Source organism: Rhizobacter sp. P2_H3 (genome assembly GCF_056403355.1).
The window spans coordinates 1-13618 of the sequence record NZ_JBFUFQ010000042.1; the positions used below are offsets into that span (position 1 = coordinate 1).

Below are 13618 nucleotides of genomic sequence, written 5' to 3' on the forward strand. Positions count from 1 at the left end.
GCGCCGCCGCGGCGGCGAGCGTTGGGCTGCCGGCCAGCGCGCGCTGCTCCAGCGCATCGAGCTGCGCGTCGCCGAAGCGCTGCCACCACGGCCCCTTGGCGGCCGCGTCGTCGGGCGAGGCCGTGCGCCACGGCGCATCGAGCGTCCAGGTGACGGGCATGTCGGGCTTCGGCGGCTGGTAGTCCGGGCCCGCCGCGCAGGCCGTCAACAACAGGACCAGCAACGGTGCAGCAACCCGCAGCGTCACAGCGCCCCCTTCGCCGGCGGAGCGTCCTTGCCCGCCGGCGTGTCCTTGGCCGCTGGCGCCAGGGCCACCCGGTCGCCATCGGTCAGCGAGTCCGACGGATTCAGCACCAGCCGCTGGTTCGCCGCCAGGCCGTCGAGCACCTCGACGCTCTCGCCGTAGTTGCGGCCGAGCGTCACCGCGCGCAGCGTCACGCGGCCGCTCTCGTCGACCAGCGCGACGCGCGTGCCTTCGGCGCGGAACAGCAGCGCATTCGCCGGCACCAGCACCGCCTGGCTGGCCGCCAGCGGCAGCGACACCTGCACGTAGGCGCCCGGCAGCAGCGTGCCATCCGGGTTCGGCAGCGCGATCTCGACCTGCATCGTGCGCGTACCGGTGTCGATCGACGCCGCGGTGCGCGCCACCGTGCCCTTGAAGCTCTGCCCGCGCAGCTCGCCCTGCGTGACGACCACCGGCTGCCCCGCCTTCACCAGCTGCGCATACGACTGCGGCACGTTCACGTAGACGCGCAGCGGATCGGTCTGCGACAGCGTGAACAGCGGCTTGCCGCTCATGTCGATCAGGTCGCCCACGTCGACGTTGCGCCGCGTGATCACGCCGGCGAACGGCGCCACCACGCGCTTGAAGCCCTCGAGCTGGCGCAGCCGCTGCACGTTGGCGTCGGCCGCGGCCAGGTTGGCGCGCGCCTGCGCGGCACTGCTGCGGCGCTCGTCGAGGTCCTGCTGCGAGACCACGTCTTTCTTGCGCAGGCTCTCCCAGCGCTCGACCGTGCTCTTCGCGAGCTCCAGGCTCGACGACGCCTGCTCGCGCGCGGCGATCGCCTGCGTGAGCTGCTGGTCGAGCTCGGGCGATTCGATCTCGGCCAGCACCTCGCCGCGCTCGACGCGGCTGCCGATGTCCTTGGTCCAGCGCCGCAGGTAGCCGGTGGCGCGCGCAGCGATCGGCGATTGCACGAAGCCCTGCAGCGTGCCCGGCAGCGCGAGCGTCTGGCCGGCATCGCCGGTCTTCGGCAGCGCGGTCTTCACGTACTGCTTCGCGCGCTCGGCGGTGCCGGCCTCCAGCGCCTTCGCACTGCCCATGCGGCTGATCACGGTGCGGCCGGCGCCCAGCGCCAGCAGCACCAGCACCGCGAGCGCGACCCAGCGCATGCGGCGCGCGACGGCGCGGCGCTCCAGCGGGTCGGCCAGGTGCAGGGCGTGCTCGGGATCGTTCGGGTCGGCGGCGTGGATGCCCAGTGCCGCGTGGCGCTGCTCGGTCATGACTCAGGTCTCCTGGAGGCTGGCAGTGGGTGGCAGTGCGGCAACGTCACGCGCGGCATGGCGATGCGCCAGCCAGCGGTGCACGCCGGCGAACACCACCGGCACGAAGTAGAGGGTCGAGACGGTCGCGAACAACAGCCCGCCGATCACCGCGCGGCCGAGCGGCGCGTTCTGCTCGGCGCCTTCGCCCAGGCCGAGCGCCATCGGGATCATGCCGATGATCATCGCGAGCGCCGTCATCAGCACCGGGCGGATCCGCGTGGCGCCGGCTTCGAGCGCGGCCGACAGCGCCGGCACGCCTTCCTGCTGGCGCTGCCGCGCGAACGACACCAGCAGGATGCTGTTCGCGGTGGCCACGCCCATCGTCATGATCGCGCCGGTGAGCGCCGGCACGCTCAGCGTGGTGCCGGTGATGAACAGCATCCACGCGATGCCGGCCAGCGCCGACGGCAGCGCAGCGACGATGATCAGCGCATCGATCCAGCTCTGGAAATTGACGACGATCAGCAGGTACACCAGCACGATCGCCATCGCGAGGCCCACGCCCAGCCCGATGAACGAGGCCTGCATCGTCTGCACCTGGCCGCGCAGCACCACCTGGCTGCCACGCGGCAGCTTCGGGCGGATCTCGTCGACCAGCGCCTGCACCTTGCCGGCGACGCTCGCGAGGTCGGTGCCCTGCACGCCGACGTACACATCGATCGCCGGCAGGATGTTGTAGCGCGAGGCCACCGCGAGCTGCCGGCCCGGTGCCGCCTCGACCAGGTTGCCCAGCAGCTGCGTGCCGCCCGCGGCCGCGGCGGCCGTGCCACTCCCCGCGCCGACCGCGCCGACCGGCAGGTTCAGCAGCGCGTCCAGTGAATCCACCTTGTACTGCGGCGTCTGCACCGCGATGTTGTAGACCACGCCGTTCTGCGGGTTCAGCCAGAAGGCCGGCGCCGTCTGCGAGCTGCCCGACAGCGAGATCAGCACGTTCTGCCCGACGTTCGACGCGGTGAGGCCGAGCTGCTGCAGCCGCGAGCGGTCCATGTTGAGGTTCAGCGCCGGCAGGTCGTTGCGCTGGTGCACGTGCGCATCGACGGCGCCGGGGATCTCGCGGATCTTGCGCGTCAGCTCGGCCGCCAGCGCCGCGTTGGCGGCGAGGTTCTGGCCGGTGAACTGCACGTCGATCGCCGCCGGCAGCCCGAAGTTCAGGATCTGCGTGACGATGTCGGCCGGCTGGAAGAAGAACTCGGTACCCGGAAAGCGCTTCGGCAGCTCGGCGCGCAGCAGGCTGATGAACTCGTCGGTCGGCCGGTGGCCCTCCTTCAGCGAGAGCTGCAGCTCGCCATCGAGCGTGCCGATGGTGCCGGCATTGCTGTACGACAGGTTGATGCCGCTGTTGGGCACGCCCAGGTTGTCGAGGATGGTCTCCAGCTGGTCGGCCGGGATCAGCTCGCGGATCACTGCCTCGACCTCGTCGGCCAGCCGCGCGGTCTCCTCGATGCGCGTGCCGGTGGGCGCGCGCAAGTGCAGCCGGATCTGGCCCGAATCGACGCTCGGGAAGAAATCGCGCCCGAGGAACGGGATCAGCCCGCACGACAGCACGCAGAACAGCGAGAAGCCGATCACGAAGCGCCTGCGCTGCGACAGCAGGGCCGACAGCGACAGCGTGTAGACCCGGCGCACGCGCTCGAACTGGCGGTCGAAGGCGAGGTACACGCGCTGCAGCGCGTTCGGCTTCGCGCCCTTCGGTGCCGCATGCGCCTTGGCCATCAACAGCATCACCAGCGTCGGCACCAGCGTGCGCGACAGCAGGTACGACGCGATCATCGCGAACACCACCGCCTCGGCCATCGGCACGAACAGGAAGCGCGCGACGCCCGACAGGAAGAACATCGGCACGAACACGATGCAGATGCACAGCGTGGAGACGAAGGCCGGCACGCCGATCTCGCCGGCGCCGACCTCGATCGCCTCGATCAGCGGCGTGCCCAGGTGCAGGTGGCGCTCGATGTTCTCGATCGTCACGATCGCCTGGTCGACCAGGATGCCCACCGACAGCGCCAGGCCGCCGAGCGTCATCAGGTTCAGCGTCTCGCCGAGCATCTGCAGCACCAGGATGGACGCGAGGATCGACAGCGGGATCGTCGCCGCGATGATCAGCGTGCTGCGCCAGTTGCCGAGGAACAGCAGCACCATCGCGGCCGTCAGCAGCGCGGCGATCACCGCCTCGGCGATCACGCCCTTGACCGCTGCCTTCACGAACACCGACTGGTCGAACAACGGCGTCACCTTCACGTCGGCCGGCAGCGTCTGCGCGGCGCGCGGCAGCAGCGCGCGCAGGTTGTCGACGATGTCGAGCGTCGAGGCGCCGCCGTTCTTCAGCACCGACAGCAGCACGCCGCGCGCGCCGTCCTGCCGCACGATGTTGGTCTGCGGCGAGAAGCCGTCGCGCACGTAGGCAACGTCGCGCAGGTAGGTGGTGGCCGAACCGTTCGTGCGCACCGGCAGGTCGTTCAGCCCGGCGACCGCGTCGGGCGAGCCGTTCATCTTCACGGTGTACTCGGTGGCGCCGAACTTCGCGGTGCCCGACGGCAGGATCAGGTTCTGCAGGTTGATCGCGTTGACCACGTCGGCCGGCGACAGCCCGCGCGCCTGCAGCGCCGCGGTGTCGAGGTCGACCGAGATCAGCCGGTTCTTGCCGCCGTACGGGAACGGCACGGCCACGCCGGGAATCGTGATGAGTTGCGGGCGCAGCTGGTTGACCGCGGCGTCGAACACCGATTGCTCCGGCAGCGTCGGGCTCGACAGCGCGAGCTGCACCACCGGGATGCTGGAGGCCGAGTACTTGATCACCAGCGGCGGCGTGGTGCCCGGCGGCAGCTGCCGCACCTGGGTCTGCATCGACGCGACGACCTGGGCGATCGCGGTCTGGATGTTGGCGGTCGGCTGGAAGAAGACCTTGATCACCGCGACGCCGTTCAGCGATTGCGATTCGATGTGCTCGATGTCGCTGACGGTGGTGGTGAGCCCGCGCTCGCTCTGCGCCGAGATCCGCTGGCCCATCTCCTGGGCCGACAGCCCGCCGTAGTTCCAGATGATGCTGATCACCGGAATGTTGATTTCCGGGAAGATGTCGGTCGCCATGTTGCGCAGCGCGAACGGCGTGGCCAGCACGATCAGCAAGGCCATCACGATGAACGTGTAGGGGCGACGGAGCGCCAGCTGGACCATGGACATCGATCGAGACCTCTCAAGGAAACGCCGGGCCGCCCCAAGTTCCTTGACCCCCTCGGGGGGCCTGACGCGAAGCGGCAGGTGTGGGGGCCAACTGTTACGCGGGTCGTCGATCATAGGCAGATTCGCATTGCCGACGTGTGGCCGGTGGCGATGGCCGCCTGCGGCGAACACCCTGCGATGCGCGCGGCCGTCAGCCCGGCGTAAGCTGCCGGCACGCGGCGCGGGCCCGCCGCGAAGGAGTGGACATGGGCTGCCGACGCTGTGCACTGATCCGGGGCGCGCTGGGTGCGTCGATGGCATCGCTCGCGCTGGCGGCCGAGCCGCCGCTGCCACCGCCCGGCAGCGCGCCGAACCTGCCGAGCTGCGTGAGCACCGCGTGGATCCACTTCGGCCGCGACGACCGCGCCGCGGTGCTGGACGACGGCGACCGGCGCGCGGTGCTCGCCGAGATGCACAGCCTGTACCCGGTGCTCGAGCGCGACGGCGTGCCGGTGTCGCGCGTGGTGCTGTGGCGCCAACCCGGCGGCGAGCTGCTCTATGTGACCGCGATCGACAACCCTCGCCAGGTGGGCGAGGCCTGCTTCATCGCGACGGTGTCGGCAGCGCGCTTCAGCCTGACGGCGCCGCTGCTGCGCAAGTACCTGCTGCTGGAAGCGGCCCCTTGACGGGGGCGCGGGCGGGGCTCAGCCGCCGGCGCGCTTGACGGTGTGGCCGGCGCGCTTCAGGCGCTCCATCACCGTCTCGACGTGGTCGCCTTGCAGCTCGATGACGCCATCTTTCACGGTGCCGCCGACGCCGCAGGCGGCCTTCAGCTCGCGTGACAGCAGGGTCAGCGCGTCGGCGTCGAGCAGCAGGCCTTTCACCAGCGTCACGCCCTTGCCCTTGCGGCCCTTGGTCTCGCGCGAGACACGCACGATGCCGTCGCCCTGCGGCAGCGCCTTCTGCGCCTTGCACGCGCACTGCGCGACCGGCTGGCGGCAGTCGGGGCAGATTCGGCCGGTGTCGGTGGAATAGACCAGCGCCGACAGGTCAGCGAGGGTGCCGGACCGGCGTTCGTTGAGGGGCTTCGGCATGGACATCCTTTCGGGCGGCGATGGTAACGCCGGGGCCCGGGCCGCCGCGCAGCGACGTATCCTGGCTCGATCACAAGACCAGGAGACACACCCATGCGCCACCCACCCGTCAGCCGCTACCCGGTGCCCGAACTCGCCGGCCTGCCCGACGACATCCGCGCGCGCATCCTCGATGTGCAGCAGAAGGCGGGCTTCGTGCCGAACGTGTTCCTCGGCTTCGCGCACCGGCCCGACGAGGCGCGGGCCTTCTTCGCGTACCACGACGCGCTGCTGCTGAAGGAAGGCGGCCACCTGACGAAGGGCGAGCGCGAGATGATCATCGTCGCGACCTCGGGGGCCAACAACTGCCTGTACTGCGTGGTCGCGCACGGCGCGATCCTGCGCGTCTACGAGAAGCAGCCGCAGCTCGCCGACCAGGTCGCGACCAACTACCTGAAGGCCGACATCACGCCGCGGCAGAAGGCGATGCTCGGCTTCGCGATGAAGGTCTGCAACGACGCGGCCAACATCGTCGAGTCGGACTTCGAGGCGCTGCGCGTGCACGGCTTCGACGACGAGGACATCTGGGACATCGGCGCGATCACCGCCTTGTTCGGATTGAGCAACCGGATGGCGAACCTGATGAGCCTGCGGCCGAACGATGAGTTCTACCTGATGGGGCGGGTGGCGCGGGAGAAGAAGGCCTAGCGGATCAGCAGGCCCTCGGCGGTCCATTGCTGGACCGTGCCGACCACCCCGACCGCATCGGCCGCGATCTCGCACAGCGCGCTGAAGTCCTCGCCCCGCATCGCCGCCACGAGCAACCGCGCCTCGAGCGCGCTCGCCACCGTCCGCCAGCGCGTCTCCAGCAGCGGCCGCCAGACGATCAGCTGGTGCTCGCCCGCCTCGGGCTCGGCCAGCTCCGGCTCGTCGTCGCCCTGCAGCGCCCGCCACGCAGGTTCCACGTGCCAGTCGAGCGCCAGCACCTGCACGCTCGGATGAAAGCGCAGCACGCGCTGCGGCCAGCCGTCGACGGGCAGCGCCGCCAGCTCGGCCGGTGTCATCGGCGTCGCATCCGCCGCATCGAAGGCATCGCGCAACGCCCACTCCATGCGTGCCAGGTCGACGAACGCCGGATGCGGCACCAAGCCGGGATGTGCCGCCATGAACTCCGCCAGCCGGTGCCCGAACCAGCGGATCGACGGCTGCCGCGACGGATGCGCCTGCAGGTAGGCCTCGGCCAGCGCATCGAAGGCCTCGTCGCCCATCGCGCGCGGCAGCACGCCGTGGTTGTCGCGCAGCGCCGCCACCAGCCGCGCGCGGTAGGCGTTCTGGTAGATGCGCAGCAGCGGCTCGTGCTGCACCGGCTCGCGCAGCAATCCTTCGGGAGCCACCGCGCCGAGCATTGCAGCGTGCAGCCCGCTCTGCTGGTGCATCAACACGCTCATGCGGCCTCCGCCATCTGCAGCGCCGCAGCTTCCACCGCGCGCGCCTGGTCCAGCTCGACCACCAGTTCCGCCAGCGGCGGGATGTGGTCGTCGCGCTCGATCATCGCCGGCACCCGGCCGAGCCGCTGCACCGTGTAGCCATAGAGCGCCCACACCGCCGCGCACACCGGGTGGTCGTGCGTGTCGATCAGGTAGCTGCCATGGTCTTCGTGCCCGGCCAGGTGGATCTGCCGCACGCGCTCGCGCGGCATCGCGTCGATGAAGCGCCGTGCATCGAAGCCATGGTTCACGCTGCTGACGTGCACGTTGTTGACGTCCAGCAGCAGCTCGCAGTCGGCGCGCTGCAGCAGCTCGCCGATGAACTCCCACTCGCTCATCTCGTCGGCCGCGAAGCTGACGTAGCTCGACACGTTCTCCAGCACCAGCCGCCGGCCGAGCACATCCTGCACCTGGCGCACGCGCGGCACCAGGTGGCGCAGCGCCGCCTCGGTGTAGGGCATCGGCATCAGGTCATGCAGGTTGTGGTGGTCGACGCCGGTCCAGCACAGGTGGTCGGAGACCCAGGCCGRCTCGATGCGATCGGCCAGCGCCTTCAGGTCGCGCAGGTAACCGGCGTTCAGCGGGTCGGTGCTGCCGATCGACATCGACACGCCGTGCATCACCATCGGGTGGTCGCGGCGGATGCGATCGAGGTGGTGCAGCGGCTTGCCGCCGGGCACCATGTAGTTCTCGGAGATCACTTCGAGCCAGTCGACGCGCCGCGCGAGTGCGCGGTCGTCGCTGCAGAAGTTGCGGTAGTGCTCGGTGCGCAGCCCGAGCCCGAAGCCTTGCAGCGCGGTGTTCATGTCAATGCCGGCTTCGGGCGCCAGGTCTTACTTCAGCACCGTGCCGCCGGCGCTGGTGCACTCGGCAGCGGTCTTCTTGCCGACCCAGCCCTGGCCCTTGCAGCCGTTCTGGCCCTTGCATTCGCTCTTGGCGGTCTTGCAGTCGGAGGTGCCCTTGCAGCTGTTGACGCCGGCGCACTTGACGCTGCCTTCATCGGCAGCCTGCACGCTGGTGGCAACGGTGCCCAGCGAGAACAGGGCGGCGGCGGTGGTGGCCAGGGCGAGGCCGGACTTCAGGTTCAGCATGATCGGTTCCTTCAGGTTGGTGTGGGGACGTGCAGGCGGGGATGAATCCCCCGCGCCAGCCCCACTCTGTCGGTAACCGCCGCGCGTCCTTACACCGGCTGCTTCAGCACTTCGGCCATCGCGACCGCCGTCGCCTCGACGTTGCCCGAGTTCAGCCCCGCGACGCACATGCGCCCCGAGCGCACCAGGTACACCGCATGGTCCTCGCGCAACCGGTCGCACTGCTCGGCCGTCAGCCCGGTGTAGCTGAACATCCCGCGCTGGCTCAGGAAGTAGCCGAAGTCGCGGCCCGGCAGCTTGGCGCTCAGCACTGCATGCAGCTTCTCGCGCATCGCCTTGATGCGGACACGCATCGCGTCGAGCTCGGCCGCCCACTGCTCGTACAGCGCCGGCGTCTGCAGCACCCGCGCGACGATCTGGCCGCCATGCGTCGGCGGGCTGCTGTAGTTCCTGCGGATCGTCGCCTTCATCTGGCCCAGCACCAGCGCCGCTTCGGCCGCGTTCGGGCACACCACGCTCAGGCCGCCGCAGCGCTCGCCATACAACGAGAAGCTCTTCGAGAACGAGCTCGCGACGAAGAAGCTCAGCCCCGCATCGGCCAGCGCGCGGATCGCGAACGCGTCCTGCGAGATGCCGTCGCCGAAGCCCTGGTAGGCGATGTCCACGTACGGGATCAGCTTGCGCTGCGCCAGCACCGGGATCAGCTCGGCCCACTGCGCCGCGCTCAGGTCGACGCCGGTCGGGTTGTGGCAGCAGGCGTGCAGCAGCACGATGCTCTTCTCCGGCAGCACCGACAGCGCCGCCAGCATCTCGGGGAAGCGCACGCCGCCGGTGGCCGCGTCGTAGTACGGATAGGTGCTGACGGTGAAGCCCGCGCCCTCGAACATCGCGCGGTGGTTGTCCCAGGTCGGGTCGCTGACCCACACGCTGGATTGCGGGAAATAGCGCTTCAGGAAATCGCCGCCCACCTTCAGCCCGCCGGAGCCGCCGAGCGTCTGGATCGTCGCGACCCGCCCGCTGGTCACCGCCTCGTGCGTGGCGCCGAACAGCAGGTGCTGCACCGCCTGGCGGTAGTTGGCCGCGCCTTCCATCGGCTGGTACGGGCGCGCGCCGATCGCCTGCAGCATCGCCGATTCGGCCTCGCGCACCGCGCGCATCACCGGCAGCCGGCCTGCGTCATCGAAGTAGATGCCGATGCTCAGGTTGATCTTGTGCGGCCGGGGGTCGCGCCCGAAGGCCTCGTTGAGGGTCAGGATGGGATCGCCCGCGTAGGCGTCGACGTGCTCGAACATGGTGCTGCCTTGGGTGGAGAGGTGAGTCGGTGTCGGATGCAAATTATCCGCGACGCCCTTCAGCCCCCGCCCGGCGCGGCCGATATCCCTCGGGCGAGGCGCCGCCGATGTCCGGCCGGCACCCGCTCCACCCCGGCGCAGGGCAGAGACCAGAGAGTTCCCCGAGTGACTGTCAGATCGATCCGCAACAAGGCGCACTGGGCCGCATACGCCACCGTGGTGACGTTGGCGGTCGCCGTCTTCCTGGCCGCCTGGTCGGCCCGGCAGGATCGGCTGTGGGGCGACATGCAGGAGGCCGCGCACGAGGCGGCGCGCGAGGTCGGGCTGTCGACGCGCTCGGCACGCAACAGCGTCTTCATGCTGCAGGGTGTCGCGAACGGCCTGTTCCAGCAGCAGGGCCTCACGCTGTCGAAGGAGCACGCGGCAGCGCTCGCCGAGCGGCTGGACATCCCCGGCACCACCGTGCTGCTGCCGACCATGCGGGCCGCGCACCACACCGCGCGCGCATCGGGCAACAACCATGCCGATTCGCCGGCCTTCAGCATGGCCGGCCCGAAACCGGCGCCGGCCAGTGAAGCAGGTCGCGAGAAGGGCCGCGAGATCGAGATCGCGCTCGCGCTCGGGCCGGCGCTGATCCAGGCCAAGACCACGCAGGCGGCCGCCGCCGCGGTGTACTACCTGTCGGGCCAGGGCTTCCACCTGATCTTTCCGCCGGCCTCCGACGACCTGCAGCTGTTCACGCCCGACATGCTGGGCCGCGACCCCTACCGCGACGGCCTCGTCGAGCGCAACCCCGGCCGCGCGCCGGTCTGGTCGGCCTCGTACGACGACCCCAAGGGCAACGGGCTGGTCAGCACGCTGGCGATCCCGATCGACGATGCCGACGGCCACTACCGGGCCATCGCGGCGATGGATTTCCAGCTCGACAGCCTGTCGCAGTACGTGCGCCGGCCGGCGCTGGGCATCGCGACCGCCTTCATCCTCGACGACCACGACCGCGTGATCGCGCACCCGACGATGGTCGGCGGCGCCTCCGACAAGGCGCCGACGCTGCAGCAGGTGGCCGAGCGCGCCGGCACCTCGGGCGACTGGAGCGCGCTGCGCACCGCGCCGGCCAACAACCGGCAGCAGATCGCCGCCGACTGGGCGCTGGTCTACGACATCGAATCCACGCCGTGGCGCTATGCGATCGTGGTCGACCGCGCGCAGCTGCGCTGGGCCGCGCTGCGCACGATGCCGCTGGAGGCCGGCGCGCTCGCCGCGCTGCTGCTGTTGCTGGGCTATGCCGAGAAGCGCCGCCGCGAGGCGCTGGTGTCGCTGCGCCGCAAGGCGGCCGAGGACGTGCTGCAGGCCGCGCCGGCGCCGGTGGCGGTGCTGCGCCAGGCCGACCTGTCGATCATGATGGCCAATGCCGCGCTGCTGCGGCTGTTCGGCGACGACGGCACCGTCGATGCGGCCCGAGCCCGCCAGAGCGCGCACGAGCAGCTGCACGACCTGATCAAGAGCCTGTCGTCGCAGGAGCAGATCGATGCCGGCCGCGTCAGCGAGATGTGCCTGCAGCGCAGCGACAGCACGCCGTTCTGGGTGCTGGTGCGCTGCGTGCCGCTGGTGCACGAGGACGAGCCCGGCTGGCTGTGCAGCCTGACCGAGGTGACGGCGCTGAAGCAGGCGCAGGACCAGCTGGAGACGCTGGCCACCACCGATCCGCTGACCGGCGCGCTGAACCGCCGAGCGATCGCCACGCGCGGCAACGCCGAGCTGAAGCGCGTCGGCCGCACCGCGGCGAGCTTCTCGGTGCTGCTGCTGGACATCGACCTGTTCAAGCGCGTCAACGACGAGCACGGCCACCCGGCCGGCGACCGCGTGCTGCAGGCGGTGGCCCGGGCCTGCCAGGGCGCGCTGCGCGAGCTCGACGTGTTCGGCCGCTGGGGCGGCGAGGAGTTCGTCGCGCTGCTGCCGGACACCGGCCACGATGGTGCGGTGACCGCGGCCGAGCGGCTGCGCAGTGCGATCGAGAACCTGTGCATCGACGACGATGCGGGCCGGCCGATCCGCCCGACCGTCAGCATCGGCGTGGCGGTCGTGCAGCCGGCCGGCGATTCGCTGGAGGCGCTGCTGTCGCGCGCCGACACCGCGCTCTACGTCGCGAAGGCGGCCGGCCGCAACCGCGTGTGCGTGGCGCCCGCGGGCAACGCGCCGGCCGAGGTGGTTCAGGCAGCCGTCGTTCAGGCCGAGAGTGCGGCCTCGATGTCGGCCGACAGCGATTCGGGCGTGTCGGTCGGCGCATAGCGCTTGATCACCTGGCCGTCCTTGCCGACCAGGAACTTCGTGAAGTTCCACTTGATCGCCTTGGTGCCGAGGATGCCCGGGGCTTCGGCGGTCAGCCACTTGTAGAGCGGGTGGGCATCGCTGCCGTTCACGTCGGTCTTGGCCATCATCGGGAAGCTGACGCCGTAGTTCAGCTGGCAGAACGACGCGATCTCGTCGTTGCTGCCGGGATCCTGGTGGCCGAACTGGTTGCTCGGGAAGCCGACGACGGCGAGCCCCTTGTCGGCGTATTTCTTCCACAGCGCCTCCAGCCCGGCGAACTGCGGCGTGAAGCCGCACGCGCTCGCGGTGTTGACGATCAGCAGCACCTTGCCGCGCTGGGCCGCCAGCGGTGCCGGCTTGCCGTCGATCGTGGTGGCTTCGAAGTCGTAGGCTGTGGTCATGGTCGTTCCCTTTCAGTTGGAGAAAGCAGCGATGCCCGTCTGGGCGCGGCCGAGGATCAGCGCGTGCACGTCGTGCGTGCCCTCGTAGGTGTTGACCACCTCCAGGTTCACCAGGTGCCGCGCGACGCCGAACTCGTCGCTGATGCCGTTGCCGCCCATCATGTCGCGCGCCAGCCGGGCGATGTCGAGGCTCTTGCCGCAGGAGTTGCGCTTCATGATCGACGTGATCTCGACCGCGGCGGTGCCCTCGTCCTTCATGCGGCCCAGCCGCAGGCAGCCCTGCAGGCCGAGCGTGATCTCGGTCTGCATGTCGGCCAGCTTCTTCTGCACCAGCTGGTTGGCCGCGAGCGGCCGGCCGAACTGCTTGCGGTCGAGCACGTACTGGCGCGCACGGTGCCAGCAGTCCTCGGCCGCGCCGAGCGCGCCCCAGGCGATGCCGTAGCGCGCGCTGTTCAGGCAGGTGAACGGGCCCTTCAGGCCACGCACCTCGGGGAAGGCGTTCTCCTCGGGGCAGAACACGTTGTCCATCACGATCTCGCCGGTGACGCTGGCGCGCAGCCCCACCTTGCCGTGCACCGCCGGCGCGCTCAGGCCCTTCCAGCCCTTCTCGAGCACGAAGCCGCGGATCGCGCCGCTGTCGTCCTTGGCCCAGACCACGAACACGTCGGCGATCGGGCTGTTGGTGATCCACATCTTCGCGCCCGACAGGCTGTAGCCGCCGTCGACCTTGCGCGCCCGCGTGACCATGCTGCCGGGGTCGGAGCCGTGGTCCGGCTCGGTCAGGCCGAAGCAGCCGATCCACTCGCCGCGCGCGAGCTTCGGCAGGTACTTCTGCTTCGTCGCCTCGTTGCCGAACTCGTGGATCGGCACCATCACCAGCGACGACTGCACGCTCATCATCGAGCGGTAGCCGGAGTCGACGCGCTCGACCTCGCGCGCCACCAGCCCGTAGCAGACGTAGTTCAACGCGGCGCCGCCGTAGGCCTCGGGGATGGTCGGGCCGAGCAGGCCGAGCTCGCCCATCTCGCGGAAGATCTCGACATCGGTCTTCTCATGGCGGAAGGCCTCGAGCACGCGCGGCGCGAGGCGGCCCTGCGCGTAGTCGCGGGCGGCGTCGCGCACCTGGCGCTCGTCGCTGTCGAGCTGCTGGTCGAGCAGCAGCGGGTCGTCCCACTGGAAGGCTGCTTTGGTCGTGGACATGACGGAATCTCCGGGAGGGGTTTCGGGTGTCGGTTCGCAGGGCAAGGATGGCAGGGTAAC

12 protein-coding genes and 1 pseudogene are annotated in these 13618 nt (G+C 70.3%); 3 read left to right on the forward strand and 10 right to left on the reverse strand.

What is annotated here, in order from left to right; genetic code table 11:
• The 3 genes and pseudogenes from AC1D1T_RS10930 to AC1D1T_RS10940 all read right to left on the reverse strand — a co-directional run.
• Positions 1-223 (reverse strand): annotated as a pseudogene (locus AC1D1T_RS10930) (efflux transporter outer membrane subunit); the annotation flags it as partial.
• A 20-nt stretch (positions 224-243) separates the two neighbouring features.
• Positions 244-1503 (reverse strand): efflux RND transporter periplasmic adaptor subunit, encoded by a 1260-nt coding sequence (locus tag AC1D1T_RS10935; protein WP_477826941.1) that lies wholly within the window; start codon positions 1501-1503, stop codon positions 244-246.
• A gap of 3 nt (positions 1504-1506) precedes the next feature.
• A complete protein-coding gene (locus tag AC1D1T_RS10940; RefSeq protein WP_477826942.1) occupies positions 1507-4725 on the reverse strand; it encodes an efflux RND transporter permease subunit in 3219 nt (1072 codons plus the stop codon).
• A 245-nt stretch (positions 4726-4970) separates the two neighbouring features.
• On the opposite strand from AC1D1T_RS10940, the gene AC1D1T_RS10945 reads away from it, so the two are divergent.
• Positions 4971-5390 (forward strand): hypothetical protein, encoded by a 420-nt coding sequence (locus AC1D1T_RS10945; RefSeq protein WP_477991877.1) that lies wholly within the window; start codon positions 4971-4973, stop codon positions 5388-5390.
• An 18-nt stretch (positions 5391-5408) separates the two neighbouring features.
• Here AC1D1T_RS10945 and AC1D1T_RS10950 read toward each other — a convergent pair whose 3' ends face one another.
• The gene (locus tag AC1D1T_RS10950) at positions 5409-5804 is read right to left on the reverse strand and encodes a translation initiation factor Sui1 (RefSeq protein ID WP_465111525.1); all 396 of its coding nucleotides are present in this window, start codon (positions 5802-5804) and stop codon (positions 5409-5411) included.
• A gap of 87 nt (positions 5805-5891) precedes the next feature.
• Here AC1D1T_RS10950 and AC1D1T_RS10955 point away from each other — a divergent pair, with 87 nt between their 5' ends.
• Positions 5892-6485, forward strand: coding sequence for a peroxidase-related enzyme (locus AC1D1T_RS10955; protein ID WP_477827632.1), 594 nt, complete (start codon positions 5892-5894; stop codon positions 6483-6485).
• On the opposite strand, the gene AC1D1T_RS10960 is transcribed toward AC1D1T_RS10955, so the two are convergent.
• The 4 genes from AC1D1T_RS10960 to AC1D1T_RS10975 all read right to left on the reverse strand — a co-directional run bounded on the left by AC1D1T_RS10960 (position 6482) and on the right by AC1D1T_RS10975 (position 9647).
• Positions 6482-7225, reverse strand: coding sequence for an HvfC/BufC family peptide modification chaperone (locus AC1D1T_RS10960; protein ID WP_477827631.1), 744 nt, complete (start codon positions 7223-7225; stop codon positions 6482-6484). The two genes, AC1D1T_RS10955 and AC1D1T_RS10960, sit on opposite strands and share 4 nt — an antisense overlap.
• On the reverse strand, positions 7222-8070 hold the full coding sequence (gene bufB / locus AC1D1T_RS10965) for an MNIO family bufferin maturase (protein WP_477991878.1): 849 nt from the start codon (positions 8068-8070) through the stop codon (positions 7222-7224). Before bufB ends, AC1D1T_RS10960 begins: the two co-directional genes overlap by 4 nt.
• A gap of 27 nt (positions 8071-8097) precedes the next feature.
• Complete coding sequence (bufA2, locus tag AC1D1T_RS10970; protein ID WP_047501706.1) at positions 8098-8355, reverse strand: BufA2 family periplasmic bufferin-type metallophore; 258 nt, start codon at positions 8353-8355, stop codon at positions 8098-8100.
• A gap of 89 nt (positions 8356-8444) precedes the next feature.
• Positions 8445-9647, reverse strand: a complete 1203-nt coding sequence (locus AC1D1T_RS10975) for an amino acid aminotransferase (RefSeq protein WP_477991879.1) — start codon at positions 9645-9647, stop codon at positions 8445-8447.
• A gap of 165 nt (positions 9648-9812) precedes the next feature.
• On the opposite strand from AC1D1T_RS10975, the gene AC1D1T_RS10980 reads away from it, so the two are divergent.
• The gene (locus AC1D1T_RS10980) at positions 9813-11936 is read left to right on the forward strand and encodes a diguanylate cyclase (protein ID WP_477839997.1); all 2124 of its coding nucleotides are present in this window, start codon (positions 9813-9815) and stop codon (positions 11934-11936) included.
• Here the strand turns inward: AC1D1T_RS10980 and AC1D1T_RS10985 are convergent.
• Together AC1D1T_RS10985 and AC1D1T_RS10990 are read right to left on the reverse strand one after the other, a co-directional pair.
• The gene (locus tag AC1D1T_RS10985; protein WP_047501704.1) at positions 11873-12358 is read right to left on the reverse strand and encodes a glutathione peroxidase; all 486 of its coding nucleotides are present in this window, start codon (positions 12356-12358) and stop codon (positions 11873-11875) included. The two genes, AC1D1T_RS10980 and AC1D1T_RS10985, sit on opposite strands and share 64 nt — an antisense overlap.
• Positions 12359-12370: 12 nt before the next feature.
• On the reverse strand, positions 12371-13558 hold the full coding sequence (locus tag AC1D1T_RS10990) for an acyl-CoA dehydrogenase (RefSeq protein ID WP_477824816.1): 1188 nt from the start codon (positions 13556-13558) through the stop codon (positions 12371-12373).
• Positions 13559-13618: the final 60 nt, after the last annotated feature.

What these genes read in the sequence shown, in the direction of transcription:
- AC1D1T_RS10935 (WP_477826941.1), bottom strand. Translation starts at nt 1,503, where the DNA reads ATGACCGAGCAGCGCCACGCGGCACTGGGCATCCACGCCGCCGACCCG.
- AC1D1T_RS10940 (WP_477826942.1), bottom strand. Translation starts at nt 4,725, where the DNA reads ATGTCCATGGTCCAGCTGGCGCTCCGTCGCCCCTACACGTTCATCGTG.
- AC1D1T_RS10945 (WP_477991877.1), top strand. Translation starts at nt 4,971, where the DNA reads ATGGGCTGCCGACGCTGTGCACTGATCCGGGGCGCGCTGGGTGCGTCG.
- AC1D1T_RS10950 (WP_465111525.1), bottom strand. Translation starts at nt 5,804, where the DNA reads ATGTCCATGCCGAAGCCCCTCAACGAACGCCGGTCCGGCACCCTCGCT.
- AC1D1T_RS10955 (WP_477827632.1), top strand. Translation starts at nt 5,892, where the DNA reads ATGCGCCACCCACCCGTCAGCCGCTACCCGGTGCCCGAACTCGCCGGC.
- AC1D1T_RS10960 (WP_477827631.1), bottom strand. Translation starts at nt 7,225, where the DNA reads ATGAGCGTGTTGATGCACCAGCAGAGCGGGCTGCACGCTGCAATGCTC.
- bufA2 (WP_047501706.1), bottom strand. Translation starts at nt 8,355, where the DNA reads ATGCTGAACCTGAAGTCCGGCCTCGCCCTGGCCACCACCGCCGCCGCC.
- AC1D1T_RS10975 (WP_477991879.1), bottom strand. Translation starts at nt 9,647, where the DNA reads ATGTTCGAGCACGTCGACGCCTACGCGGGCGATCCCATCCTGACCCTC.
- AC1D1T_RS10985 (WP_047501704.1), bottom strand. Translation starts at nt 12,358, where the DNA reads ATGACCACAGCCTACGACTTCGAAGCCACCACGATCGACGGCAAGCCG.
- AC1D1T_RS10990 (WP_477824816.1), bottom strand. Translation starts at nt 13,558, where the DNA reads ATGTCCACGACCAAAGCAGCCTTCCAGTGGGACGACCCGCTGCTGCTC.